Origin of the sequence: Bradyrhizobium sp. MOS002, from assembly GCF_003020115.1 — a bacterium.
In the GTDB taxonomy this organism is placed as follows: Bacteria; Pseudomonadota; Alphaproteobacteria; order Rhizobiales; family Xanthobacteraceae; genus Bradyrhizobium.
The window spans coordinates 49399-72611 of record NZ_PYFX01000005.1; the positions used below are offsets into that span (position 1 = coordinate 49399).

The window sequence follows — 23213 nt, forward strand, 5'->3', positions numbered from 1 at the left end:
AAGCCGCGCAGACCGCGCTCGCTGCGCGAACTACGATGGCGGGTTTTCAGACTCGCCACCGAAGGTCGATCCGCCGGGGCCGATCAATGCCTCACGTGCCCGAACACCACGATCACGCCCGTCGGCTCGGGCTCATGCGCCATCAGGCGCGTCAGTTCGGAATCGCCCTAATCGGCGAGGCTGACGACTTCGCCGCTCTGGCGCTCGGTGCCGGGCGGCGCCGTGGGCTCGACGACCTTCAGTCCCGTCTCATCGACGAAGAAAGTGTGCTCGCCGAACATGCTGTTGAGCTGCGGCATGGCGGGATGCTCGTCGGGCAGCACCTGAGCGCCGAGCTGGTTGACGGTCTGCTTCACCTGTTCGGATGTGAGCTTCATGAGCTGCTCCGTTTCTGTCACGTCGGGCAGGAGAAATTGCACTTGTGGTTGTAAGCAGTTTGTGGATAAACTCCCCTTAATGAGCCTGAGGTGGGGAAAGGCGCATGTACATTTTTTTCGTAGGATTTTTTTCTCGACTTTCTATTCCCGCTGCGCTGTTGGCTCTGGCCTATTTTTTGTGTCTGCCCTCAAATCACGCAGATGGCCAGACATTGCCTGCGAGTCAGGTAAGGGTGCTTCAGGAAGCCTTGATCTGGACGACCGATTACGAAGGGCTTGTCGACGGCAGGCTTGGACCGGGCACGAAACAAGCGATAAGCAGCTTTCAAAAGCGGGGCGGCAACGACGTCACGGGCGTTCTGACGCCGGTGCAGATTGAGCAGCTGATTAAAGAGGGAAGCACAAAAAAGGAGAAATTTGGGTTCAAGCAAGTCGAGGATGCAAATGTGGGTATCGCTGTAGGTATACCCCTTGGACTGCTTGGGAAGCCGACGTTTACAAAATGGGGGAAGCATTGGAACAGCCCCGAGAATGGCCTCTCAGTCGATCTGATCCGCTTTGGGGCGGATGTAACACTCAAGGATTTCCATGATCGATTGGTCGGCATCAATAATCGCAGAGTCGCGTACGACCGGTTTGTTGACAATGATTGGTTTGTTATTTCAGCCTTCGAAAAGGATGCTGCGGTTTATGTGAGAGCCAACGTCGTTCAGCTTTCCAGTGGAGCTTCGGAAATTCGCGGTTTCTCAATTTGGATGAGCAAGGATCGACCCTCGGGCTATCAGGCCATCGCTCCCGCAATGCTTTCGAGCTTCCGTTCGAATGACGACAAAACTAACGACGCAACATTATCGGCAACGCCGAGAGGTGGGCCGCTTGTCCCGCCTCCGGCCCTTCCCGTGAACCCACCATCAACTCGAACGCTCGATGCTCCAGCGCGAGCACTCGATACGACGGGAACAGCCGCACCGGGGAGGTTATGCCTGAATGGCTTGGGCGATTGCCCACAGGTGCTTAACGCCTTTCGGTGATGTTCATTAAGTAGCGAGGTAAACTTCCATGTGCACTACGTGTACAAGACGAAGCTTCCTCATGGCGGGGGCCAGTTTGGCTTTCGCGTCATCGCGAGCCGACGCGGACGGGCGCGTGGCTTGTGCTTTGAGTGGCGACGGCCTTAAGGACGGCGGATCTACCCTGCTCTCGAAATCAGATGATCCCGCCTTCGACAATGCCCTGATCGCCGAGTTGAGGCGCATACTTAGAATAATCCCAATTAATCCGGGCTTTAAATATGTCTCTGACAACAATGCTTACGCCACCGATACAACCATCGTTGCGGGAACGAGTGGCACAGTATTAATCGGCCTAAAACTCGTCAGGGAGCTTTTGAAGCCGAGCCAAGGCGGCGTGGCCGTCGCGTGCGTACTCGCTCACGAGTGCGGTCATATTTTTCAGTTCTTCTCTTCCGAGAAATATTTTGATCGCTTGGACGGAACGACCCAACGCTACCGCGAGCTCCATGCGGACTTTCTGGCTGGATACTATCTGGCAAAGCGGATGGGAGCAGCCACTGCTCAGATGCGTGAGGTTGAGAAGGCGCTCGTCGACTTCGGCGATTATCACGCCGGAAATCCAAAGGATCACGGGACGCCCGGACAACGTTTAGCCGCGCTGGATAAGGGCTATGTGCTGTCCCTAGGTGGCGCAGAATTCAAGGATGCTGCAGCTGAGGGCGAAAAATATGTCAAGGTACTTTAGGAATCGTGGAGCGCGGGCGCCTCGTTTGCGCGGTCTGGGGAGCATTTCAACTGCGATAGGCTTGACGTTATCTTTTTGCAATGCGGTCGCTCAAGATTCTCTGCCACCCGCATCGGTGTTGCAAAACCCCAGCACGGGCGCAAATTTAACGCGCTTCTTCTCTTCTAAAACGCCCTACGAGTTCTGGCTGACGTGCCTGATTGCAACCCTTGGCCTCGCGATCATTGCAGTTCTTATTCAGGGCATACGGAGGATCAGCCCGGCGAGACCAGAGGACATCACGCGGCCTGTCATTGTTCTTACGGTGATCGTAGGAACCCTGATCCTAGTCACCGCCGGGTACAGCAACGAACAGATCGCTCCTGCCTTTGGACTGTTTGGGACGATCGTTGGATACATGTTGGGACGCCTGTCATCGCCGACATCTGCACAGGAACCGTCGAATGCCCCGGGGCCACAAAAGGAAAAGGACCAATGACCAAAGCGTGGGCGTCGGGGCTTGGGCTAATGTTGCTAGGGCTAGGAAACCTTGCGTTTGCCGAGGACTCGCCAACACCCCGCCGTCCCATAGGCCCGCAAGGCAGAACATTGGAACTTCAAACACCCGCGCAGGAGATCATTCAGTTGCCCACGCGCCCGATTTCGCCTGACAGCATTCGCATTCAGAATGTTGGGGATAGGACACTGGTTTTCTCTTATTGGGACGCTGATCCCTCTTGGAAGGTAATCTCGATCAACGCTGGCTCGGCCCTCGATCTGGCCTGTAAGAAATGCGTAGGACAGGTCTCCATCGCATTCAACAACGGCAAGGCGTTGAAGGAAACAAAGGTGTCAATCGGCAACTCTTATCTGCTGGGATGGTCAGATTCCGGGGGCGTGTGGGAGTTGACCTCGTCACGGTGACAACCCCCGCACCCGTTGGGCGCGCCCACTTGCGGCGCGGCTTCCTTCGACCCGCTACCTGCACTCTGGATATTGTTCGGGTATCAATGCCTCACGTGCTCGAACACCACGATCACGCCGGTCGGCTCGGGCTCGTGCGCCATCAGGCGCGTCAGCTCGGAATCGCCCCAATCGGCGAGGCTGACGACTTCGCCGCTCTGGCGCTCGGTGCCGGGCGGCGCCGTGGGCTCGACGACCTTCAGTCCCGTCTCATCGACGAAGAAAGTGTGCTCGCCGAACATGCTGTTGAGCTGCGGCATGGCGGGATGCTCGTCGGGCAGCACCTGAGCGCCGAGCTGGTTGACGGTCTGCTTCACCTGTTCGGATGTGAGCTTCATGAGCTGCTCCGTTTCTGTCACGTCGGTTTCACTGAGGTAAGCCAGAGCGGGCGTTCCCTGCGCCGATGTTCGCCTGGCCCAATCTCCCGAACAGGTGCTACGCACAAATGTTCCGGAAAAATGTAATTCGTGATCGCGCGTGGCGACCGCCCCGCTCATGGCACGGGATCGCCACACGATGTCCACGATCCGGCCGATGCAGCGCTACTCGGCGGCTTCGACGATCCGGATGTCACGATCGGCGCCGTCGCCGAGCAGATCATGGGCGGCCTTGTAGGCCGGACTTTCATATGCCGCCTTGGCGCTCGCGACGCTGTCGAACTCGATGAGCACGACGCGTTCCATCAAGCCGAGCTCGAATGTTGCAGCCGGCATCCCGCGCGCGATCACGCGGCCCCCAGCCGCTTCGATGGCTTGGCGCGACACCTTGGCATAGGCCGCCATGGCGTCGGGGTTCTTGATCGCGCGATAAGTGGCAACCCAATAGGCTTTTGCCATGATTGTTCTCCTGGTTTTCGTGACCTAATGATCGCTTCTGTTCTCGCCGACGGATAGCGCACAGACGCGTGACAGATATGTGTAGGACAGCCCGGTCTCCTCGGCCCAGGCGTTGAACTGCGCCTGCACCTTTGCCAGATCGCCCTTCGACTTGACCTCTTCGGCGATGTCGAGACCGGCATCGCGCAGGCAGGCGACGACGTCCCTGGACGTCACAAAACCGTCCCAGCCGACGAACCGCAGCAGCATCTGGCCGGTGTTGCCACCCAACCGGCTGCCACGCTTGCTCAGAAGATCGAGCAGGCCGATCTGGTCGGACGACGGCCACTTCGCCAGAAACCTGCCGAAGCTGCCGTGCTCTCTTGCGATCGCCTGAACGAAGGCCGCGTTGTCGCGCACCGACATGATCTTGGCACCGTTGCGCACGATGCGCGCGTCGCGCAGCAGGCCCTCCCAATAATCCTCCGGCTGGAAGGTGAGCTTGGCCGGCTGGAATTGCAGGAAGGCCTTTTCAAACCCGTCCCATTTCGTCTCGATCACGCTCCAGGCAAAGCCGGCGCAAAACACACGTTTCGTCATCTCCGCGAGGATGCGGTCGTCGCCGCGTTTTGCGAGGCCTTTCAGGTCGGGCTTTTCGGGCATCAGCTTTTCGAGCGCCTTGGGCCCGCCCTTGCGTTTTTCGGCGCGAGCACGAATGGTCTTGAAGGAGGTCATGCGGACACGAGCGGTTGAGGGTGCGCAAGGACACCAGAATTCGGTGATCCGGTCCAGCCCGGCGACGCTTCGATGCTTGCGCCAGCGGATGCGCCGCAGCATACTGCCCGCGTTGAATTGGCGAGAGATGCGGCTGGTCTGCTTCTTGCGTTCAGATATTTTGCAATCCCCAACATTTTTGACATCGAACTCGTGGATTTCCAATGCGCTGCCTGGTCGTGGCCGACCTGCACTATTCGCTGCCTCAGCTCGACTGGCTGGTCAGCGCCGCTCCGCAATTCGACCTCGTGATCTTCGCCGGAGACGCTCTCGACATCGGCTCGATGGTGGATTTTCGCGCGCAGATCGTGGTGGTGAAGAAGTACCTCGCGCTGCTCGCCACGAAGACCCGCGTGATCCTGTGCTCCGGCAATCACGACCTCGACGAGCGCAATGCAGAAGGCGAAAAGATCTCGCGCTGGATCTCCGAGGTGCGCGAGTTGGGCATTGCCTGCGACGGCGATAGCCTCACCGTCGGCGACACCCTGTTCACGGTGTGCCCATGGTGGGATGGGCCGCTGGTCAAGCAACGTCTCGTCGCACAGCTCGGCGCCGCCGCGGCCGACCGGCCGCAGCGCTGGATCTGGATCCATCATGCGCCGCCGGCGGATTCACCGACGAGCTGGGGCGGCAAGCGTTTTTTCGGCGACGTCGAGCTGGTGCAATGGATCATGCAGTACCAGCCCTCGATGGTGATCTCGGGCCATGTGCATCAATCGCCGTTCATTACAGATGGCTCGTGGTTCGACCGGCTCGGCCAGACCTGGGTGTTCAACGCGGGCCTGCAGCCCGGCCGCCCGCCGACGTATATCGTGCTGGACCTCGATGCGGACAGGGCGTTCTGGCTTGCGGCCGGCGAGGCGCAATGGATCGATCTTGGCGCACCGCTGCAGCGGCCCGCCGCTCCGATCGAGGCCCCGCCCGACTGGCTCACATTCTTGGATCGGATTGCCGATCCGAGCCTGGCGAGACCTCGAGCGGCGGCAGGTTGATCATGCTCTGGAGCACCTCGCCGACCATGGCCAGATGCGTGCCGTGGCCGGCATATTGCTGCTTGAGATCGGCGAGATAGGTGTTGGCGACATTGAGCCGCTGCGCCAGCATCTTGGCGATCAGGAGCGCCACGCCCGCCTCCTGCTTGAGGAACGAGGCGGCATCCTCGAATTCGTAGACGACGGAGTCGGAGCAGGCTCGTACGGTCGCAGTGTGCGGCTGCCCCAGCAGCACCGACATTTCGCCCAGCACCGCGCCGGGCTCGGTCACGGTGGCGACCACCATCTCGCCCTTGAGCACTTCGAGCTTGCCCTGCATCAGCACATAGAGATGGCCTGTGGTGCCGCCCTCGGCGACGATAAGCGTGCCGGCCGCAACCTGCCGCTCAGTCCCGCCGGTGCAATAATCCAGAACTGCGCGCATCCGACCCAAGCTCCCGTGGCAGGGAGATACTAGGGCACGATCGGCGTCGCGCGCTTGCTCAAATTTGTGGCAAGCCCCGCACCCGCGACAGACGCTTCGCGAGATGGACCGATTGCCAGTCTCCGAGACCGGTGTCCTCGAACCCCGCCTTCTTCGCAAGGCCGCGCATCTCGGCGTTCACGCGCGCGGTCTCGGCTGCAATCATCTCGTGACCGAGATCGCTCGCGTGCCTCTCCATCGCCGTCATCATCCGGAGGCCGACGCCCTGGCGCTGAAAGCCATCGGCAACGGAGATGGCGAAATCACCATGCCGTGCAGCCGCATCGTAGGCGTATCTGGTTTCGCCGATGATCGTGCCTTGCCCTTCCTGCCTGATCTCGGCGAGCAGGGTGAAATGATCGGGATGGCTGGTCTTGGCGACGCATTCGGCCGCGACCACGGCAAAGTCCGCCCGCGCACCCATGAAGCGCTTGTTGCGCGATGTCGTGGACAGGCTCGTGAAATAGATCGAGAGGCTCTCGACATCAAGCGCGCTGGCGGGCCTGATACGGACCGTGGCGTTGGCTTCGGCTGACTCGACAACGGCATCCGGCAATAATTGTAACATGCGCGAAGCTTTCGGCAGGTTGCATCGAATGCACACCTAGCCGAGACCGCGCGCTTAGCGCTTGGACGGTGCCGCCAATCTTGCGGCCGAAAACGAACAGCTCGTTCCTCAGTGCCGGGCGTCACACACGAGAGAGTGAAGGCATCTCCTCCGGCACGATCGCCTGGAGGCCGCCGAAGCGACGCTCGCGGCCGTGGAAGGAGACCAGGGCCGCAGCGAGATCGCCCGCGTCGAATTCGGGCCACATCCGCTCGGTGAAGTGCAGCTCGGCATAGGCCCCTTCCCAGAGCAGGAAGTCCGACAGCCGCTTCTCACCCGAGGTGCGGATGATGAGGTCGACGTCGCGCAAACCAGCCTCGCCCGTGACGAGCTGCGAAAATGCCTCGCGGGTGAGACTCGTCAGCGCCGCCGCCTTCGCCGCCGCGTTGAGGATGGCATCGCGCGCGGAATAGTCGACGGCGATGCGCAAATGAAGCGTGCCGCCTTGCGCGGTGGCCTCTTCCGCGCGCGCGATCGCATTGGCGATGCCATCGGGCAGGCGGTCGCGGCGGCCGATCACGGTGAGGCGCACGCCGTTCTTGACCAGGCTCTGCACCTCGTTGGCGAGGTAGAAGCGCAGAAGCGTCATCAGCGCGGCGACCTCGGTCTTCGGCCTTCGCCAATTGTCGGTGGAGAAGGCGTAGAGCGTCAGCGTGCCGATGCCCTGCTTGGGCGCGGCTTCGACGATGCGGCGGATCGCCTCGACGCCGGCCTCGTGGCCGCGCACGCGCGACAGGCCGCGCCGGGTCGCCCATCTGCCGTTGCCGTCCATGATGATGCCGACGTGAAGCTTCTCGTTGCGGGACGTAAGGTCACTTTGCATTGCAAAGTCTCCGGTCAAAAAAGGGGAAGGATCAGGTCGAGACGATGCCGAGACGGCCGAGCGGCGCCGTCTCGCGGCCGGCGGCCTTGGCTGCGTCGCGCACCAGGCGTTCGAGCACGGCGAGATAGTCGAGGAAGCGGCGGCGGCCGGCCTTGGTCAGGCGGCAGGTCGTGTGCGGACGATTGCCTTCATAGCCCTTGGTCACCTCGACGAGGCCGGCTTCCTGGAGCACGGCGAGATGCCGGCTGAGATTGCCGTCGGTGAGGCCGCAGAGCTGCTTGAGATCGGCGAACGCCAGACCCTTCGGATGCGCCATCAGCGAGGTCAGAAGTCCGAGCCTCGCCTTCTCGTGGATCACGCGGTCCAGTCCTTCATAGGAGAAGGGTGCACTGTCAATCTTCGACATCATGGTCTCCGGATGCGAAATACAGAATGCCCGCCATCACCGACTGTCCGATCACGAAGGGCAGGCCCATGGTCCATGGCGACAGCGTATGGGTTTGGCTCGCGAGCACCACCACCGCAAAGCCGGACATGAAATACCAGGCGCCGGCGAGCGCCACGGTGCGCGGCAGCGAGCGGACGGAGGCGAAAATGCCGAGCGACACCAGGATCTGCCACAGGCCTGGCAGCAGCCACAGCGTTTCGCCCGCGAACTTCCACATCACCACCGCAAGCAGCACACCGGCAACGCCTGCGGGCAGGAACTGCTCGACGGCCTGGTGGATCATGGCATCGGCGAGGCCCGAATGATGGCGGCGCGAACGTGCGCGCATCTCGATGCCGATGATCAGGCCGGAGAGCGCTGCGGCGACGAACCAGCCGAAGAAGAAACCGAGCGGCTCCCCGGTGGGATCACCGAGCAACCAGAATTCCAGGATCGCGGTGAGAAGGGCGACCGCACCGGTCGCGGCCATCGTCGCCGGGCCGTAGCCGCGGAATGCCGTGCCTGCCGCAATCTGGCTGCGGATCGCCACGATGTCGGCCAGTGCCTTGTCGAGATCGCGCATTGGCAACGCCAAAACCTCGTTCCGCCCATGCTTGCCGGGGATATCGGCCCCGTTACTTTGTACCGCAAAGTATATCGGATCGCAAAGTAAAGGCAAGTCCCGAACGTCGCCTTTTGACACTGGTCCTCGCCGGACAACTGCCGGTTGCGCGACGCCTTCTCCCGCAGATAAGATACGCGCGAACGCGCTCTGGGGGGAAAGCATGTGGCTTAAGTCATTCATCGTTGCGTCGTTATTGCAGCTGAGCATTGGCAGCGTTGCGCACGCGGCCGGGCCATTCGGCAGCGTCAAAATCGGCAACTGGGTTGGCGGCGCGTTCAGCAATGACGAAACGGGAGCCTTCTCGCATTGTGCCGCGACAGCGCCTTATGCCAACGGCGTCATTCTCGTCGTCGGCCAGAATAGTGGGGGCTCGTGGATCTTGAGCTTTGCGAGTCCCAGCTACCGCTTCAAGCAGGGCGAGAACGCCGCGATCGACGTCATCTTTGACGGACAGGAGCAAGCCAGACTGTTCGCCACGGCCAACCAGACCAACATGCTCAGCTCCGTCATGCCTGCCAACGTGGTGCGAACGTTTCAAAAGGCAAGCCTGATGGTCGCGACGAGCGGCCGCACCGTGCTGAATTTCGACCTGACCTCGGCCGGACCCGTGGTTGCGGCATTGGCCAATTGCGTCACCAAGGTGAAAGCCGATGGGCTCGACAAGGCCGGCGATTTTACCAAGATCGCCGCCAAGCCGCAGGCCGCGCCGGACAAGCAGACGCCACCGGCCGGCAGCAAACCTGCCAGAGCCAAGAGCGGCACCGGCTTTGTCGTGAGCGCCAGCGGACACGTCGTCACCAACAACCATGTCATCGACGGCTGCGTCGGCGACATCAAAGGCAACCTCACCGGCGACGCCTCGATGGTGCTGCGCGTCGTGTCGAGCGATGCCAACAACGACCTCGCTCTGTTGCAGGCGCCGTCGACGGCGACATTCAAGGACTATGCGCGGATTCGCGACCGCTCAATCCGGTCCGGCGATTCCGTCGTCGTGATCGGCTTTCCTTTTCATGGATTGCTGACCTCGGACTTCACCGTGACGACCGGGATCGTGAGTTCGCTCAGCGGCTTGCGCAACGACACGCGTTTCCTGCAAATCAGCGCGCCGGTGCAGCCCGGCAATAGCGGCGGCCCGCTGTTCGACACCACCGGGCAGATCGTGGGCGTGGTTACCGCGAAGATCCCCGCACTGCGCATCGCCGCTGCGACCGGCAACATCCCCGAAAACATCAACTTCGCGATCAAGACCGGCGCACTGCGCGATTTCCTCGACAACTCCGTGGTGCCCTACCAGACCGCGGAACCGAGGGGCGAGATCAAGACCACCGACATCGCCGGCAATGCGCGGCCGTATACGATGCTGATCTCGTGCAACGGCACGGAGCAGGCTGAGGCGAAGCGGTAGCGGCGACGCAGGCGGCGCCTGCGCGGCCGCGGATGGCGCGAATGCGACCCGGGGCTACCAGGTCAAACCGCGAGTTCCTTAATACGGCGCGACGGGACGCGTGCGCCGCGGCTGCCGCGGGTGTGGCAGGGATGATTGACCGTAGGCGACGAGCGGGTTGGCCCCGCAGGCCATGAGCCGGCCCGACACACTGGCCTGACATTGTCCATAGGTGCTGTAGGTGCAATCGCCTGGATAATCGTAGCCGCCGCCCTGGGCACACCAGGGATAGTCGTGCGCCGCTGCGGGCGTGACCGCGGCGAAGCCGGCAAGGACCGTCGCGCCGAGGCCCAGCAGTGCCAATTGCGTCTTGCGCATGATCCCAACTCCTCTCCTCACGGCGCGAGATACGCGCCATATAACATCAGGTTTCGCCACGCCGTTTTATTCCAGATCGACGCGCGCGGACACGCAAGAAAGCTTGACACGCAGAAACCTTGGAACCTTGGCCCGCAAGAAAAAAGCCCCGCCGAACGGGCAGGGCTCCAATCACGGACATCACAAGATCGCTACTCGACCTTCAGGCCGGCGAACTCGACGACCTTCTTCCATTTCTCGGTCTCGGCCTTGATCTCCTCGCCGAACGCCTCGGGCGTCTGCGCCCGCGGCTCGCCGCCGAGCTCGACCAGGCGCTTGGCCATGTCCGGCTCCTTTATCAGCGTGTTGATCTCGCTGTTGAGCTTGGCGATGATCTCCTTGGGCGTGTTCTTCGGCGCACCCATGCCGAACAGCGCGCTTGCCTCGTAGCCCTTAACGGTCTCGCCGATCGCCGGCACGTCGGGCAGCTGCGGCGAGCGCTCCGCCGTGGTGACGCCAATGGCGCGGAGCGAGCCGGAGCGAATGTGCTGGATGATCGAAGGCATGTTGTCGAAGATCACCTGCACCTGGCCGCCGAGCATGTCGGTGATCGCGGGCGCGGCGCCGCGATAGGGCACGTGCTGCATCTTGCAGCCCGTCAGCGCCATGAACATCTCGCCGGACAGATGCACCGAGGTGCCGTTGCCCGAGGAGGCCATGTTGACCTTGCCCGGATTGGCCTTCACGTATTCGATGAATTCGGCGACGGTCTTGGCCGGCACGTCCTTGTTGACGGTCATCACGTTCGGCACGCGCTGGAACGAGGCGACCGGCGCAATGTCGCGCACGAAGTTGAACTTCAGGTTGGTGTAGAGCGAGGCGTTGATGAAGTTGGCCGGATTGACCAGTTGCAGCGTGTAGCCGTCGGGTTCGGCGTTGATGACCGATTCGGTGGCGATATTGTTGCCGGCACCCGGCTTGTTCTCGATCACGAATTGCTGGCCCAACTTCTCCGACAGCCGCTGGCCGATCAGCCGCGCCAGGATGTCGGTAGCCCCGCCCGGCGGATAACCGACCACCCATTTCACCGGGTGGGTCGGGTAGTCGGCGGCAAGGGCCTTCGACAGCGGGCTGGCTGCAAGCGGACTGGCGGCGAGCAGGCTCAGCGCGGTACGGCGAGTGATCATCTCAAGGGTTCTCCCAACGTGTTGTTCTTGAAGCCGGATAGCTTGAAAATGGCGTCGGCGCGGTTGTAACAAAGCTTGCCGCAGGCGGAAAGTGCACGGGGCGCATCACGACGAAAGGATAAGGCATGTCGGTCAAGGTCGAAGCCCTCGATCATCTCGTGATCAACGTCGCGGACGTCGCAGTGACCGCCGAGTGGTACGGCAAGATTCTCGGCATGGAAGTCAAGGTGTTCGACCCCGGCGGCGGCAAAGCGCCGCGGACTTCGTTGCAATTCGGTAACCAGAAGATCAACGTCCGGCCGCGCGATGCCGACAAGGTGGAGTGGTTCACCGCGGACCACCAGACCGCCGGCAGCGAGGATCTGTGCTTCCTCACCTCCGCCAGCCCTGAGGAGGTGGTGGCGCATTTGAAGGCACATGGCGTCGCGATCGAACAAGGCCCGGTTCTCAAGCAGGGCGCCCGCGGCACCCTGCGCTCGGTCTATTGCAGGGATCCGGATGGCAGCCTGATCGAGATTTCGTCGTATGAGGACGGCGGCCGGTAAGGCCAAGCCGCCTGCCCCGCGCTGTCATTGCAAGGAGCCCTTGCGACGAAGCAATCCAGACTGTCCCAGCGGAGGGATTCTGGATTGCTTCGCTACGCTCGCAATGAGGGCGGAAAGAGCAGGAAGACGCAATAAACAAAACGCACCCGCCAGCAAGATGCAGGCTGCACGGGAGGACACATGCCGAATTCGCAAGCCGCCGCCGGAATCGTGGGTCCATTCGACGGGCTCGACGTGCCCTGGCTGCTGAAGATGCGGGCTGAGGTGCGTAGCTCGCATCCGTTCCTGATCTGGGCGCCGTTCGACGCGCCCGCGCGGCGCTGGAGCTACGGCGAGTTTCACGAGCGGGTCGGCGCGCTCGCGGCGGGACTGGCAAAGCGCGGCGTGAAGCCGGGCGAATATGTGCTCATTCATCTCGACAATTGCATCGAGGCGCTGCTGACCTGGTTTGCCTGTGTCGAACTCGGCGCTATCGCGGTGACCACCAACACGCGCTCGGCACCGGCCGAGCTCGACTATTTTGCCGATCATTGCGGGGCGGTCGCCGCGATCACGCAGCCGGCCTATGCCGAGATCGTCGCCCAGAATTGCCGCAACATCCGCTGGATGGCGGTAACCTCGCACGATTCGGGCGCGGCGCCTGCGCAAGCGATCTCGCGCGGCGAGAGTTTCGAATCGTTGTTCGCCGACAGCGCCGACCGTCCCAGGCGCGCGATCGATCCGCTCGCGCCGTGCAGCGTGCAATACACCTCGGGCACGACATCGCGCCCCAAGGCGGTGCTGTGGACCCACGCCAACGCGCTGTGGGGCGCCAAGATCAACGCCGCGCACGAGGACCTGCACGCAAGCGACGTGCACCAAACCTATCTGCCGCTGTTTCACACCAACGCGCTGGCCTATTCGATGCTGGCGACGCTATGGGTCGGTGCCACCTGCGTGATCCAGCCGCGCTTTTCCGCCAGCCGGTTCTGGGCCGCCGCGCGCGAGCACGGCTCGACCTGGACCTCGACGATCCCGTTCTGCATGAAGGCGCTGCTCGAGCAGGAAGTCCCGCGCGATCACAAATTCCGTCTATGGGGAACCGCGATCAACGAGCCGCCGGCCTTCGCCGCCTTCGGCGTCAAGATCATCGGCTGGTGGGGCATGACCGAGACCATCACCCACGGCATCGTCGGCGAGGTCGACCAGCCCAACATCCCGATGTCGATCGGCCGCGCCGCGCCGGAATATGAAATCCGCATCACCGACGACGATGGGCGGCCGACCGAGGTCGGCGGCACCGGAAATCTCTCGATCAAGGGCATTGTCGGCCTGTCGCTGTTCGCCGAATATCTGCACAACGAGAAGGCGACACGCGAGAGCTTCGACGAGCACGGCTACTTTCTCACCGGTGACCGCGTGGTGCGGCTGGAGAACGGCTATATTCGCTTCGGGGACCGCAGCAAGGACATGCTCAAGGTCGGCGGCGAGAACGTCGCCGCGTCCGAGATCGAGCAGGTGGTCGCACTCGTCCCCGGCGTGCGCGAGGCCGCCGTGGTGGCGAAGACGCATCCAATGCTCGACGAGGTGCCGGTCGTCTTCATCATCCCGCAGGGTGGCGTCGCCGGTGCGCGGCCCGATCTGCACGAGGCGGTGATAGCCGCCTGTCGCGCCGGCCTCGCCGACTTCAAGGTGCCGCGCGAGATCCGTTTCGTCGACGACATGCCGCGCTCGACGCTGGAGAAGGTGGCGAAGGCGGAGCTGAGGAAGATGGTGGGGTAGCACGAGCGATTGCCACAACGTCGTCCTGGCGAAAGCCAGGACCCATACCGCGTGATCTATGCAATAGGCTGGATGGTCGTTGTTACAGTCTTCGCCAAACGAGCGCTCGGGGTAATGGGTCCTGGCTTTCGCCAGGACGACACCGAGTTCAGAACGACCCCAGCGCCACCGGGCGGAACGCCTGCAACAGCTGCTGGTCCAGCTTGCCGCCCATGCCTTCCATCATCGTAAACGCGCGCGAGTGGGTGAAGGGCATGCGATAGGCGCGCTTCTCCACGAGGGCCGCATAGATGTCGACGATGGTCGTGACCCGCACGATATCGCTGATCTGGTTCGACGAGAGATTGTTGGGATAGCCAGAGCCGTCGAGGAATTCGTGGTGATGCAGCACGACGTCCAGCATCTCCGGCGGGAAGCCGCCCTGGGCTGCGAGCGCGTCATAGCCGCGGCGCGGATGCTGGCGGATTTCGGCCATTTCCTCGTCGGTGAGCTTGCCGGGCTTGTCGAGCAGCGCGGAGGGAACGAACGCCTTGCCGACGTCGTGCAGCAGCGCGGCACGGGTCAGCCGGCGCTGGTCGTCCTCGCGCATGCCGAGGTGCTGGGCGAAGGAGACCGCAAATCCGGTCACGAACAGGCAGTGGCGATAGCTGCCGACATGGTGGCAGCCCACCGTGGTGAGCCACTCGCGCAGCGAGGAGTGCTTGATCGCCTTCAGGATCTTGCTCTCGGCGGCGATGACATCGTCGAAGGTCAGAGGCACCCCGAGCGGCAGCTTCTCGAACATCTTCTTCAGCACCGCATGCGCGGCCTCGACGCCGCGATTGAGCGTCTTGCCGCGATCGGTCGCGTCATAGCTGGCGGTGTCGGGAAACGCGGCGCGGATGCGCTGCAGGATGTCCTCGGGCTGGAGCGGCCGCGAGATGGTGTCGGTGGCGCCCAGCGCCCAGGCCTGCATGGTGCCGTGATGCAGGGCATCGGCAAGCACGAACAGACGCGGCATCGCGCGATAGGCATCGCCGCGCAGCTTGTTGCGCACCCGCTGCACACTCTCCGGCGAGCGCAAATTGATGTCGACCACGAGGCCGGAGAGATCGCGCGAGGGCTGCTCGGGAATCTCCTGGGTCGTCACCGTGGCGACGTCGCCGACCGCCTTGAGGATGCTGGCGAGTTCGGTGCTCTCGTCGCTCCGGTCGGAGGCGAGCAGAAGCCGGCGTTTGGCGGCGGGTTTGGCTGAGGCGTTCATGGCTTCCCCAAGAGCACGGGCGTGTTTCGGGCAAAAGCCTAAGCCGGATCAGGTTCTCCGGCCCTTAAGAGGCGTGCTCAATGGAACCCTGCGGAATCAGGGACAATTTTACGGAATTCGGTTCCCGCAGCCTCTCATCAAAAACAGCGAAAACAACCCCATGCACAGTAGAACGACCATTGATAACAAAGGGAAATTTTGGGCATGGACCGTCCCCGCCCACGGCCGTCATCGCCCGGCTTGACCGGGCGATCCAGTACTCCGAGACGGCGCGGCTAGAACCGAGGAGCCGCGGCGTGCTGGATGCCCCGCTTTCGCGGAGCATGACAGCGACTATGCGGATGCGGTGTATCACGCACAAGAAATCCGCCGGGGGCTGCCCCCCGGCGGATCATGTCAGGTCACAATCGCAACCAGCCTTACGCCTTCATCGCGCCCTTCACGGCTTCGGCCGTGATCGGCAGGGCCCGGACGCGGGCGCCCGAGGCATTGAAGATGGCGTTGCCGATCGCGGGTGCGATCACTGTCACCGCGGGTTCGCCGACACCGGTGGCCTTCTCGCCATTGGCGATCACGGCGATCGCGACCTCCGGCACCTGGCTCATGCGCAGGGGCGTGTAGCTGTCGAAATTTGTCTGTTCGATGCCACCGTCCTTGAGCGTCGCCTTCTCGTACATCGCCAGCGACAGGCCCCACAGCGCCGCGCCCTCGACCTGGGCGCGGATGTTGTCGGGATGCACCTGCGTGCCGACGTCGGTGGCGACCGTGAGCTTCTTCACGGTCACCTCGCCCGAGGGTGCGACGGCGACATGGGCGACGCAGGCCGTCCAGCTCGCGGTCGCGCGTTCCTGCGACGAGACGCAGGCCACCCCCATGCCCTCACCCTTCGGCAGCTTCTTGCTGCCGTATCCGGCGAGACCCATCGCGGCGAGCAGCGTGTTGCGCAGCCGCTGCGCGCCGCCGTCGTTCTTGCCCGCGCCGTCGAGCAGCGAGATGCGGAACTGCGCCGGGTCCTTGCCGGTCGCAGCCGCGATCTCGTCGATCATGCTTTCGACCGCCCAGAAGGTCCAGCCGGGCGCCACCGAACGGAGCTGACCGGACGGCGTGGCGTTGTGCGCCATCTCGTTCTTGATCGCGCGAACATAGTGATTGGGCACGGTGTAGAAGAAGTCGGCCCCGTTCACCGTAAAGGAGTCGAGCGGACCTTTCTTGTCGACCGAGGGCGTCAGGAAATCAGGAATTCCCCAGCGCTGGGTCGGCCAGGCCGAGACGACGTCGTGGCTGAGCGCGACGAGCTTGCCGTCGCCGTCCACGCCGGCCTTCACTTTCTGCAAGGTGAGCGGACGCGAGAAGTCCATCGTCATGTCGTTCTCGCGCGTGTAGATCACCTTCACCGGCTTGCCGACGGCCTTCGCCGCCTGCACCGCCGGAATCATCATGTCGGCATCGAGCCTGCGGCCAAAGCCGCCGCCGAGCCACATCTGATGCATGACGACGAACTTCGGATCGATCCCGGCCGCACCCGCTGCGATCGCGCCGGAGCGCGTTGCGAACTGGTTGCCGGAATAGATGTGCAGGATCTCGCCCTTGAACTCCGCAGTGGCGTTCATCGGCTCCATCGGTGCGTGGATGTTGATGCTGGTGGTGTACTCCGCCTCCAGCACCTTGGCCGCCGTGCCGAATGCCGCCACGGGATCGCCGTCCTTGACGAAGAACTGCCCGGAATCGTCGAGAGCCTGCAACCGCTTGGCCTCGGCATACAGCGACTCGCTCGACACCTTCGCGTTCGGACCGCCGTCATAGGCGATCTTGAGCGCCTGCGCCGCCTTCTTGGCGTTGGCATAGGTGCCGGCGACCGCGACGACCCAGCCCGAGGTCGTTCCGGTCTTGTCGTCGAGGGTGACGGCCTTGATGAAGCCCGGCACCTTCTTGGCGGCGCTGTCGTCGACCGATTTCACCGTAGCGCCGAAGCGCACCGGTGGCGTGACCACCGCGCCATAAGCCATGCCCGGAATCATCACGTCGATGCCGTATTTGGCCGTGCCGTTGGTCTTGGAGGGGATGTCGAGCTGCGGCACCGACACGCCGATCATGGTGTATTGATCCGGCGTCTTCAGCTTGATCGCCTTGAGCTCGTCCGGCGTGAAGGTCTTGGTCGCCTTGCCGCTCTTGACGACATCGGCGAACGACATCTGCTTCTTCGACTTCGGATGCGAGATCATGGAATCGCGCACCACCAGTTCCGACGCCGGCACGCCCATCGCGGCGGCCGCGCCTTCCGTCAACGCCATCCGTCCGGCGGCACCCGCGCGGCTCATGGCGTCGAAGTTCATCATGGTCGACCAGCTGCCGCCGGTGATCTGCGCGCCGAGCACGGGATCGTTGAACTTCGGATCGTTGGAGGCAAGCTGCACGCGCATGTCGCTCCACTTCGCGCCTAGCTCTTCGGCCACGATCTGCGCCATGGTGGAGGCGATGTGCTGGCCCATGTCGGCCTTGCCGCAGGTGACGGTGACGAGACCATCGGGCGCGATCGCGTACCAGACGCTAGGCTCGAAGTTGGAGGGCGCCGCAAGGGCCTCGCCGATGCCGGGCACGCCGGCATAGCCGAGCACGAGGCCGGCTGCTGCGGTGCCGACCAGGAAGGAGCGGCGGCTCAGATCGGTCGTTTCGGCTGTGACGCTCTTGATGTGCTTATTCATGTGGGCCTCCGTTCGTTGCCGGAGGCGGATGCGGTGCGCATCTCGGTTGCGGCGCGCATGATTGCCTTCTGGATCCGCGAATAGGTCATGCAACGGCAGAGATTGCCGTCCATATGCGCCACGACCTCTTCCTTGGTCGGGTTGGGATTCTTCGCCAGCAGCGACGCCGCCTGCATGATCTGCCCGGACTGGCAGTAGCCGCATTGCGGCACCTGCTCGGCGATCCATGCCTTCTGCAAGGGATGGTCGCCCTTGGCGGCGAGGCCTTCGATGGTGGTGATCTTCTTGCCGGCGACATCGCCGACCATGGTCTGGCACGAACGCACGGCTTCGCCGTTGACGTGCACGGTGCAGGCCCCGCACAGGCCGGCACCGCAGCCGAACTTGGTGCCGGTCATCTGCAATTGCTCGCGGATCGCCCAGAGGAGCGGCGTGTCGTTCGCCGCATCCACGGACAGACTCCGCCCGTTGATGGTGAGAGTTGGCATAGGCGTCTTCCCCTGCCGGTGCATGAAGCCGCTTACGGCGGCAACTTGTATTGGCGGACGCCCACCGGGCCGGCGCCAGCCTTGATCGCAAGAATGATCGTGTTCAGGCGCGGAGGCAAATGCAATTTGGAATCGATCGAAACAAACGAGGCACGCGCATCTTGTGCGTTGCGAGAACGGCGATGGTGCAGCGACTGGACGCAACAGAGTGCACGCCAAGCATGCAGGCCATCGCGTCACGGCGGTTTCTTCCAGGTAACTTGGCGGGCTAGAGTGCGAGCCCGCGTTGGGCGTCCCTTCTCCCCTTGCGGGAGAGGGTGCACCGTTGTCGCGGTGAGATAAAACAAAGGACGGGAGCAATGCCTGGGATCAATCGGGACGGCGTCGGAATCTACTACGAGATTCATGGCGAAGGTCCGCCGCTGCTGCTTACCCACGGCTACTCATCGACCTCGGCGATGTGGCATGGGCAGGTCGAGGCGCTGGCCAGGGATCACAAGCTGATCTTGTGGGACATGCGCGGTCACGGCCAGTCCGACTATCCCGACGATCCCGCCGCCTACAGCGAAGCGCTCACGGTCGGCGACATGGCGGCGATCCTCGATGCGGTCGGTGCCGAGCGGGCCATCATCGGCGGACTGTCGCTCGGCGGCTACATGTCGCTCGCCTTCGCTCGCGCGCATCCGAAGCGCGTCCGCGCGCTGCTGATCATCGACACCGGTCCGGGCTTCAAGAAGGACGACGCACGCGAGGCCTGGAACGCGCGAGCGCTCGCCACCGCCGACAAGCTCGATCGCGAAGGGCTCGACATGCTGAAGGCGGCGACGCGCGAGCGCGCCACCGCGAGCCATCGCAATGCCAGGGGATTGGCGCTCGCCGCACGCGGCATGCTGACCCAGCGCGATGCGAAGGTGATCGAGCTGCTGCCGGAGATCAAGGTGCCCAGCCTGATCGTGGTCGGCGCCGACGACACGCCGTTCCTCGCCGCGTCGGACTACATGGCCGCGAAAATTCCCGGCGCACAAAAAATCGTGATCCCCGCCGCCGGACACGCCGTCAATATCGACCAGCCGCAGGCTTTTGTTGACGCGGTCCTGCCTTTCCTGAAGAACTTGCCGGAATAGGTCGGACAGGAACACTGGCAATGAAGCGAGCGATGTTGGCTGCGGGCGCGGTGGTGCTGTCGATGTTGGCTTCTGCGCAGGCCGAGCAATTCGGCGGGACACCGCCCCGCCTGCCCTTCGTCGCGACCTTGTCGAACAACACGCCGCTCGCCTTCGGCATGGATGCCGGGCAGACCGCGCGGGCGCTGGGGCAACCGCTGCAATATGTGCGCGGACGTCCCGGCAACGAGATCTATCTCGCGCTTCGCAACATCGGCGGCAGCGGACTGATCTCCAACCGTCACCGCCTGTTCCTCCAGTTCCGTCATGGCCGGTTGGCGGGATGGAAGGAGGATTACGGCGAGAACTGGATGTGGGAGTGATCCTCATGGTGAGGAGGCGCGAAGCGCCGTCTCGAACCATGCAGGCCCCCACCGCCACATCTCGGCCTGCATCCTTCGAGACGCTTGCTACGCAAGCTCCTCGGGATGAGGGGAGAGATTAGAATCCGCGACTACGACCAACGAGAAGGACAAACCGCGTGGGACAAGACATCAAGCTGACGGCCTCCGATAATTTCCAGCTCGGTGCCTATCGCGCTGACCCCGCGGGCACGGCGAAGGGTGCGGTGGTGGTGATCCAGGAGATCTTCGGGGTCAACCATCACATCCGCTCGGTCTGCGATCGCCTGGCCGGAGAAGGCTATGTCGCGATCGCGCCGTCGATCTTCGACCGGACCTCGCCGGGCTTCCAATCCGGCTACACGCCTGACGAGATCGCGGAAGCGCGCAAATTCGTCGCCAGTCCGGATTGGAGCGCGATGCTGCGCGACACGCAGGCGGCGATCGATGCGGTGAAGAGCGTCGGCCCGGTCGGCATCATCGGTTTTTGCCTGGGCGGCAGCGTCGCCTTCGTCGCTGCGACGCGACTGTCGGGCCTGAAGGCCGCGATCGGCTATTACGGCGGCGCCGTCGTGCGCTTTGCCGACGAAACACCCAAAGTGCCGACGCAGCTGCATTTTGGCGAGAAGGATGCCGGCATTCCCCTGACCGACGTCGAGACCATCAAGACCAAGCGGCCGGACGTGGAGGTCTTCGTCTATCCGGGCGCGCAGCACGGCTTCCATTGCGACGAGCGGGCGAGCTACGACAAGGCCAGCGCCGACATCGCCTGGCCGCGCAGCATGGAATTTTTCGCCAGGCATTTGAAGTAGCGCCGCTGATCTCTCAACCGTCATTCCGGGCTCACGCTCCGGAATGACGCGGGCGGAGAGCAGGAATCGGGTGGCTGCATGCTGTCGCCCGGCCGTAGAGGTGGCTGATCAGGCCAACCCACGCCGGGAGATCGTCATGCAGCAGGCCAATACGAACATCGTCATCCGCAATCCGTTCGGCACTATGGACGTGCCCGCGCCGGACGATCGCGACGTCATGGAGTACGCCGCAACGGCGGCGCCTGCCGGCGATGCGGCCGATGTCAACGCGGCGGCTTGGGGCTCCATCGCCGCGCCGTCCGATCCACTCGAAGGCGCCTGGGCGAGCCGCTGGAATGGCGGCGCCGATCCGACCATTGCGGGCGATACGCCGGAGACATGGAAGCAGGGCCGTGCGGAAGTGCGCGTCGCCGGGAACCGGATCTATCTGCGCTTCGACTGGGACAATGGCCGCCGGCACGGATTGATCGATGCTTTGCGCGACGACGCCGGCCGCCTCGTTGGCAAGTACATCAACCTGACCAATCCCGCGATCACGCGGCCATGGATCGGGCGCGTAGTCGACGCCGCGCGCATTGACGGGTGTTTTCCGAACGGACGGCTGGATTTCAGAAGGTGAGCTAGAGCTTTTTCGGTTCTGATTGTATCAGAACCGAAGCTCTAGATTCTTTTTTTGACGCGTTTTCTTCACGCGAACCGGTATCCACTTCGCTCGAAAACGCTCTAGAACCAGCGTTCGCCGACGAACACGGTGTCGCCAGGGCTCAGAGGCGTGCCGAGGGGCACCACGGCGCGCATGGCGCCGCCGGCTTCGGTGTGCGTGACGGTGACCACGTCGCGCTTGGCGCGGGGCGAGAAGCCGCCGGCAATGGCGACGGCGCTTTCGACCGTCATGTTCGGCACGTAAGGATACTGGCCGGGCGCGGAGACTTCGCCGAGAATGAAGAACGGGCGATAGGCCTCGATCTCGACGGCGACCGAGGGCTCGCGGATGTAGCCGTTGCGCAGGCGCGCAGCGATCTCGCCGGCAAGGCCCGCCGGAGTGCGGCCCCGTGCCGGCACGCCGCCGATCAGCGGCATCGTGATGGAACCACCGGCGTCGATCGCATAGCTGTTGGTGAGACCTTCCTGGCCATAGACCACGACGCGCAGCCTGTCGCCGGCGTCGAGATGGTAGGAGGAATCGTAGCGGACCGGCGCCGCCATCGGTGCGGCATAACCGACCGGCATGGGCGCAGGCGAAGAGACAAAGGAATTGCGCAGCGCCCCGATGGCGCCGCCACCGTCGGCGACCGGCTGTGGCGCGTAATAGGGCTGGCCATAGGCCATGGAGTCGAGATCAGCACGCGGCTGCATCACCGCGACAGGGCCGGCGGTCTGCATGCAACCGCCAAGGGCAAGCGCGGCGGACGCTGCCAAGGATGCTGCCGAGATCGACCATCGAAACGCGCGTGCAACCGGCACCAGACCTATCCCTCGAAACGAGACAGATCCAGTGATGCACCGGTTATGGTTAATAAAGCGTTGAGGGGGCGGGTGGCGCGCCGCTGCGGTTACGGCGCAATGCGCTCCCTCTCCCGCTTGCGGGCGCGGCTAGCGCATATGGCCTTTTGGGCCAAGGTGAACAAGCGCCTCGTCCTTCGAGACGACCGCTCCGCGGTCTCCTCAGGATGAGGCTAATCGGCATTGGTGCCTGCTGGCACTGTTGCCGCAGACGCCGTCCTCATCCTGAGGAGCCCGCCTAAAGCGGGCGCCTCGAAGGATCGGCCGCAGGAAACTGCTCTCAAATGCGTCGACCTCTCCCGCAAGCGGGAGAGGTGCAGCACCTTCGCGGCTGGCTTACGCGCTCACACCGACGCCGATCGGGCAGGACACGCCGGTGCCGCCCAGGCCGCAATAGCCGGCGGGATTCTTGGCCAGATATTGCTGATGATAGTCCTCGGCAAAGTAGAATTCGCCGGCGGGTGCGATCTCGGTGGTGATGGTGCCGAGACCTTTTGCAGCAAGCGCCTTCTGATAGAGCGCCTTCGATTGATCGGCCGCTTTCTTCTGCGCGTCTGAATAGGTGTAGATCGCGCTTCGATATTGCGTGCCGACGTCGTTGCCCTGACGCATGCCCTGCGTCGGGTTGTGGCTCTCCCAGAACGTCTTCAACAGCTTCTCGTACGAGACCTTGTTCGGATCGAACACGACCAGCACCACCTCGGTGTGACCGGTGCGGCCCGAGCAGGTCTCTTCATAGGTCGGGTTCGGCGTGTGGCCGCCGGCATAGCCGACAGCGGTGGCGTAAACGCCGTCGCCGAGCTCCCAGAACTTGCGTTCGGCACCCCAGAAGCAGCCGAGCCCGAACACCGCCTGCTCGAGACCGGCGGGATAAGGCGGCTGCAACTTCGCGCCGTTGACGAAATGGGTGGTCGCGGTCGGAATGGCTTGCGCACGGCCCGGCAGCGCTTCCGTGGCGCTCGGCAATGCGGTGGTCTTGCGCATGAACAGCATGGACGGATCTCCAAGAACGAGCTGCCCGTCGCCAAGGACAAGCTATTGAGCCAAGGCGATGAGCCAAGCGCTCAGGCGGCGTGCTCGTGATCAGTTGGGAATATAGGTCTTTACGCGCAAAGGGGCAGCCC

At 63.3% G+C, this 23213-nt stretch carries 27 protein-coding genes and 1 pseudogene; 12 read left to right on the plus strand and 16 right to left on the minus strand.

The annotated features are described in order from the left end of the window. Positions 1-83 precede the first annotated feature (83 nt). Positions 84-377 (minus strand): annotated as a pseudogene (locus C7G41_RS17415) (hypothetical protein). A 104-nt stretch (positions 378-481) separates the two neighbouring features. Between C7G41_RS17415 and C7G41_RS17420 the strand changes: the two are divergent. The 4 genes from C7G41_RS17420 (at position 482) to C7G41_RS17435 (ending at position 3038) form a co-directional block, all read left to right on the plus strand. Beyond that, a complete protein-coding gene (locus C7G41_RS17420) occupies positions 482-1408 on the plus strand; it encodes a peptidoglycan-binding protein (protein WP_106943739.1) in 927 nt (308 codons plus the stop codon). A 61-nt stretch (positions 1409-1469) separates the two neighbouring features. Next, positions 1470-2135 (plus strand): hypothetical protein, encoded by a 666-nt coding sequence (locus C7G41_RS17425; RefSeq protein WP_106943740.1) that lies wholly within the window; start codon positions 1470-1472, stop codon positions 2133-2135. Positions 2136-2196: 61 nt separating this feature from the next. Beyond that, a complete protein-coding gene (locus C7G41_RS17430; RefSeq protein ID WP_146159774.1) occupies positions 2197-2613 on the plus strand; it encodes a hypothetical protein in 417 nt (138 codons plus the stop codon). Beyond that, a complete protein-coding gene (locus C7G41_RS17435; protein ID WP_106943742.1) occupies positions 2610-3038 on the plus strand; it encodes a hypothetical protein in 429 nt (142 codons plus the stop codon). Before C7G41_RS17430 ends, C7G41_RS17435 begins: the two co-directional genes overlap by 4 nt. Positions 3039-3121: 83 nt before the next feature. Here the strand turns inward: C7G41_RS17435 and C7G41_RS17440 are convergent, their stop codons facing one another. The 3 genes from C7G41_RS17440 to C7G41_RS17450 all read right to left on the minus strand — a co-directional run bounded on the left by C7G41_RS17440 (position 3122) and on the right by C7G41_RS17450 (position 4627). Then, positions 3122-3415 carry a hypothetical protein gene (locus C7G41_RS17440; RefSeq protein ID WP_007598221.1) on the minus strand — a complete coding sequence of 98 codons (294 nt, stop codon included), beginning with the start codon at positions 3413-3415 and terminating at the stop codon, positions 3122-3124. A 204-nt stretch (positions 3416-3619) separates the two neighbouring features. Beyond that, complete coding sequence (locus C7G41_RS17445) at positions 3620-3913, minus strand: DUF1330 domain-containing protein (RefSeq protein ID WP_106943743.1); 294 nt, start codon at positions 3911-3913, stop codon at positions 3620-3622. A gap of 24 nt (positions 3914-3937) precedes the next feature. Then, positions 3938-4627, minus strand: coding sequence for a DNA-3-methyladenine glycosylase I (locus C7G41_RS17450; protein WP_199198449.1), 690 nt, complete (start codon positions 4625-4627; stop codon positions 3938-3940). Positions 4628-4830: 203 nt separating this feature from the next. On the opposite strand from C7G41_RS17450, the gene C7G41_RS17455 reads away from it, so the two are divergent. Further along, entirely contained in the window at positions 4831-5658 is an 828-nt protein-coding gene (locus C7G41_RS17455) for a metallophosphoesterase (RefSeq protein WP_106943744.1), read from the plus strand. On the opposite strand, the gene C7G41_RS17460 is transcribed toward C7G41_RS17455, so the two are convergent. The 5 genes from C7G41_RS17460 to C7G41_RS17480 form a co-directional block, all read right to left on the minus strand. After that, complete coding sequence (locus C7G41_RS17460) at positions 5597-6082, minus strand: Crp/Fnr family transcriptional regulator (RefSeq protein ID WP_106943745.1); 486 nt, start codon at positions 6080-6082, stop codon at positions 5597-5599. The genes C7G41_RS17455 and C7G41_RS17460 overlap by 62 nt on opposite strands. Before the next feature lie 58 nt (positions 6083-6140). After that, on the minus strand, positions 6141-6689 hold the full coding sequence (locus C7G41_RS17465) for a GNAT family N-acetyltransferase (RefSeq protein WP_199198450.1): 549 nt from the start codon (positions 6687-6689) through the stop codon (positions 6141-6143). Between the two features lie 121 nt (positions 6690-6810). Continuing rightward, positions 6811-7551 carry a di-trans,poly-cis-decaprenylcistransferase gene (locus C7G41_RS17470; protein WP_106943747.1) on the minus strand — a complete coding sequence of 247 codons (741 nt, stop codon included), beginning with the start codon at positions 7549-7551 and terminating at the stop codon, positions 6811-6813. A 31-nt stretch (positions 7552-7582) separates the two neighbouring features. Next, entirely contained in the window at positions 7583-7957 is a 375-nt protein-coding gene (locus tag C7G41_RS17475) for a transcriptional regulator (RefSeq protein ID WP_199198451.1), read from the minus strand. Next, a complete protein-coding gene (locus C7G41_RS17480) occupies positions 7944-8561 on the minus strand; it encodes a hypothetical protein (protein ID WP_106943749.1) in 618 nt (205 codons plus the stop codon). The genes C7G41_RS17475 and C7G41_RS17480 overlap by 14 nt, the downstream gene beginning before the upstream one ends. A gap of 202 nt (positions 8562-8763) precedes the next feature. Between C7G41_RS17480 and C7G41_RS17485 the strand changes: the two genes are divergently transcribed. Beyond that, positions 8764-10008 (plus strand): S1C family serine protease, encoded by a 1245-nt coding sequence (locus C7G41_RS17485; protein WP_106943750.1) that lies wholly within the window; start codon positions 8764-8766, stop codon positions 10006-10008. A 78-nt stretch (positions 10009-10086) separates the two neighbouring features. Here the strand turns inward: C7G41_RS17485 and C7G41_RS17490 are convergent, their stop codons facing one another. Together C7G41_RS17490 and C7G41_RS17495 are read right to left on the minus strand one after the other, a co-directional pair. Beyond that, positions 10087-10365: a DUF3551 domain-containing protein gene (locus tag C7G41_RS17490; protein WP_106943751.1), complete on the minus strand. Its 279-nt coding sequence runs from the start codon at positions 10363-10365 to the stop codon at positions 10087-10089. Between the two features lie 191 nt (positions 10366-10556). After that, positions 10557-11531: a tripartite tricarboxylate transporter substrate binding protein gene (locus tag C7G41_RS17495; RefSeq protein WP_106943752.1), complete on the minus strand. Its 975-nt coding sequence runs from the start codon at positions 11529-11531 to the stop codon at positions 10557-10559. Between the two features lie 125 nt (positions 11532-11656). Here C7G41_RS17495 and C7G41_RS17500 point away from each other — a divergent pair, with 125 nt between their 5' ends. Together C7G41_RS17500 and C7G41_RS17505 are read left to right on the plus strand one after the other, a co-directional pair. After that, positions 11657-12076, plus strand: coding sequence for a VOC family protein (locus tag C7G41_RS17500; protein ID WP_106943753.1), 420 nt, complete (start codon positions 11657-11659; stop codon positions 12074-12076). 180 nt (positions 12077-12256) lie between these two features. After that, positions 12257-13837, plus strand: coding sequence for an ATP-dependent acyl-CoA ligase (locus C7G41_RS17505; RefSeq protein ID WP_106943754.1), 1581 nt, complete (start codon positions 12257-12259; stop codon positions 13835-13837). Positions 13838-13985: 148 nt separating this feature from the next. Here C7G41_RS17505 and C7G41_RS17510 read toward each other — a convergent pair whose 3' ends face one another. The 3 genes from C7G41_RS17510 to C7G41_RS17520 all read right to left on the minus strand — a co-directional run bounded on the left by C7G41_RS17510 (position 13986) and on the right by C7G41_RS17520 (position 18270). Continuing rightward, on the minus strand, positions 13986-15080 hold the full coding sequence (locus C7G41_RS17510) for an HD-GYP domain-containing protein (protein ID WP_106943755.1): 1095 nt from the start codon (positions 15078-15080) through the stop codon (positions 13986-13988). A 419-nt stretch (positions 15081-15499) separates the two neighbouring features. Continuing rightward, the gene (locus tag C7G41_RS17515; RefSeq protein ID WP_106943756.1) at positions 15500-17782 is read right to left on the minus strand and encodes a molybdopterin cofactor-binding domain-containing protein; all 2283 of its coding nucleotides are present in this window, start codon (positions 17780-17782) and stop codon (positions 15500-15502) included. Continuing rightward, complete coding sequence (locus tag C7G41_RS17520) at positions 17779-18270, minus strand: (2Fe-2S)-binding protein (RefSeq protein WP_007616069.1); 492 nt, start codon at positions 18268-18270, stop codon at positions 17779-17781. The genes C7G41_RS17515 and C7G41_RS17520 overlap by 4 nt, the downstream gene beginning before the upstream one ends. Before the next feature lie 359 nt (positions 18271-18629). Between C7G41_RS17520 and C7G41_RS17525 the strand changes: the two genes are divergently transcribed. The 4 genes from C7G41_RS17525 to C7G41_RS17540 all read left to right on the plus strand — a co-directional run bounded on the left by C7G41_RS17525 (position 18630) and on the right by C7G41_RS17540 (position 21205). Further along, positions 18630-19394 (plus strand): alpha/beta fold hydrolase, encoded by a 765-nt coding sequence (locus C7G41_RS17525; RefSeq protein ID WP_106943758.1) that lies wholly within the window; start codon positions 18630-18632, stop codon positions 19392-19394. A gap of 20 nt (positions 19395-19414) precedes the next feature. Continuing rightward, the gene (locus tag C7G41_RS17530; protein WP_106943759.1) at positions 19415-19756 is read left to right on the plus strand and encodes a hypothetical protein; all 342 of its coding nucleotides are present in this window, start codon (positions 19415-19417) and stop codon (positions 19754-19756) included. Positions 19757-19914: 158 nt separating this feature from the next. Beyond that, positions 19915-20586, plus strand: a complete 672-nt coding sequence (locus tag C7G41_RS17535) for a dienelactone hydrolase family protein (protein WP_106943760.1) — start codon at positions 19915-19917, stop codon at positions 20584-20586. Between the two features lie 136 nt (positions 20587-20722). Further along, complete coding sequence (locus tag C7G41_RS17540; RefSeq protein ID WP_106943761.1) at positions 20723-21205, plus strand: hypothetical protein; 483 nt, start codon at positions 20723-20725, stop codon at positions 21203-21205. Between the two features lie 104 nt (positions 21206-21309). Here the strand turns inward: C7G41_RS17540 and C7G41_RS17545 are convergent, their stop codons facing one another. Both C7G41_RS17545 and msrA read right to left on the minus strand, forming a co-directional pair. Then, entirely contained in the window at positions 21310-22050 is a 741-nt protein-coding gene (locus C7G41_RS17545) for a polysaccharide biosynthesis/export family protein (RefSeq protein WP_106943762.1), read from the minus strand. Between the two features lie 375 nt (positions 22051-22425). Next, positions 22426-23082 carry a peptide-methionine (S)-S-oxide reductase MsrA gene (gene msrA / locus C7G41_RS17550; protein ID WP_106943763.1) on the minus strand — a complete coding sequence of 219 codons (657 nt, stop codon included), beginning with the start codon at positions 23080-23082 and terminating at the stop codon, positions 22426-22428. Positions 23083-23213: the final 131 nt, after the last annotated feature.

Bases quoted from the DNA above. Each gene is read 5' to 3' on its own strand.
- C7G41_RS17420 (WP_106943739.1), top strand. From the start codon at position 482: ATGTACATTTTTTTCGTAGGATTTTTTTCTCGACTTTCTATTCCCGCT.
- C7G41_RS17425 (WP_106943740.1), top strand. From the start codon at position 1,470: ATGGCGGGGGCCAGTTTGGCTTTCGCGTCATCGCGAGCCGACGCGGAC.
- C7G41_RS17435 (WP_106943742.1), top strand. From the start codon at position 2,610: ATGACCAAAGCGTGGGCGTCGGGGCTTGGGCTAATGTTGCTAGGGCTA.
- C7G41_RS17440 (WP_007598221.1), bottom strand. From the start codon at position 3,415: ATGAAGCTCACATCCGAACAGGTGAAGCAGACCGTCAACCAGCTCGGC.
- C7G41_RS17445 (WP_106943743.1), bottom strand. From the start codon at position 3,913: ATGGCAAAAGCCTATTGGGTTGCCACTTATCGCGCGATCAAGAACCCC.
- C7G41_RS17450 (WP_199198449.1), bottom strand. From the start codon at position 4,627: ATGACCTCCTTCAAGACCATTCGTGCTCGCGCCGAAAAACGCAAGGGC.
- C7G41_RS17455 (WP_106943744.1), top strand. From the start codon at position 4,831: ATGCGCTGCCTGGTCGTGGCCGACCTGCACTATTCGCTGCCTCAGCTC.
- C7G41_RS17460 (WP_106943745.1), bottom strand. From the start codon at position 6,082: ATGCGCGCAGTTCTGGATTATTGCACCGGCGGGACTGAGCGGCAGGTT.
- C7G41_RS17465 (WP_199198450.1), bottom strand. From the start codon at position 6,689: ATGTTACAATTATTGCCGGATGCCGTTGTCGAGTCAGCCGAAGCCAAC.
- C7G41_RS17470 (WP_106943747.1), bottom strand. From the start codon at position 7,551: ATGCAAAGTGACCTTACGTCCCGCAACGAGAAGCTTCACGTCGGCATC.
- C7G41_RS17475 (WP_199198451.1), bottom strand. From the start codon at position 7,957: ATGTCGAAGATTGACAGTGCACCCTTCTCCTATGAAGGACTGGACCGC.
- C7G41_RS17480 (WP_106943749.1), bottom strand. From the start codon at position 8,561: ATGCGCGATCTCGACAAGGCACTGGCCGACATCGTGGCGATCCGCAGC.
- C7G41_RS17485 (WP_106943750.1), top strand. From the start codon at position 8,764: ATGTGGCTTAAGTCATTCATCGTTGCGTCGTTATTGCAGCTGAGCATT.
- C7G41_RS17490 (WP_106943751.1), bottom strand. From the start codon at position 10,365: ATGCGCAAGACGCAATTGGCACTGCTGGGCCTCGGCGCGACGGTCCTT.
- C7G41_RS17495 (WP_106943752.1), bottom strand. From the start codon at position 11,531: ATGATCACTCGCCGTACCGCGCTGAGCCTGCTCGCCGCCAGTCCGCTT.
- C7G41_RS17500 (WP_106943753.1), top strand. From the start codon at position 11,657: ATGTCGGTCAAGGTCGAAGCCCTCGATCATCTCGTGATCAACGTCGCG.
- C7G41_RS17505 (WP_106943754.1), top strand. From the start codon at position 12,257: ATGCCGAATTCGCAAGCCGCCGCCGGAATCGTGGGTCCATTCGACGGG.
- C7G41_RS17510 (WP_106943755.1), bottom strand. From the start codon at position 15,080: ATGAACGCCTCAGCCAAACCCGCCGCCAAACGCCGGCTTCTGCTCGCC.
- C7G41_RS17515 (WP_106943756.1), bottom strand. From the start codon at position 17,782: ATGAATAAGCACATCAAGAGCGTCACAGCCGAAACGACCGATCTGAGC.
- C7G41_RS17520 (WP_007616069.1), bottom strand. From the start codon at position 18,270: ATGCCAACTCTCACCATCAACGGGCGGAGTCTGTCCGTGGATGCGGCG.
- C7G41_RS17525 (WP_106943758.1), top strand. From the start codon at position 18,630: ATGCCTGGGATCAATCGGGACGGCGTCGGAATCTACTACGAGATTCAT.
- C7G41_RS17530 (WP_106943759.1), top strand. From the start codon at position 19,415: ATGAAGCGAGCGATGTTGGCTGCGGGCGCGGTGGTGCTGTCGATGTTG.
- C7G41_RS17540 (WP_106943761.1), top strand. From the start codon at position 20,723: ATGCAGCAGGCCAATACGAACATCGTCATCCGCAATCCGTTCGGCACT.
- msrA (WP_106943763.1), bottom strand. From the start codon at position 23,082: ATGCTGTTCATGCGCAAGACCACCGCATTGCCGAGCGCCACGGAAGCG.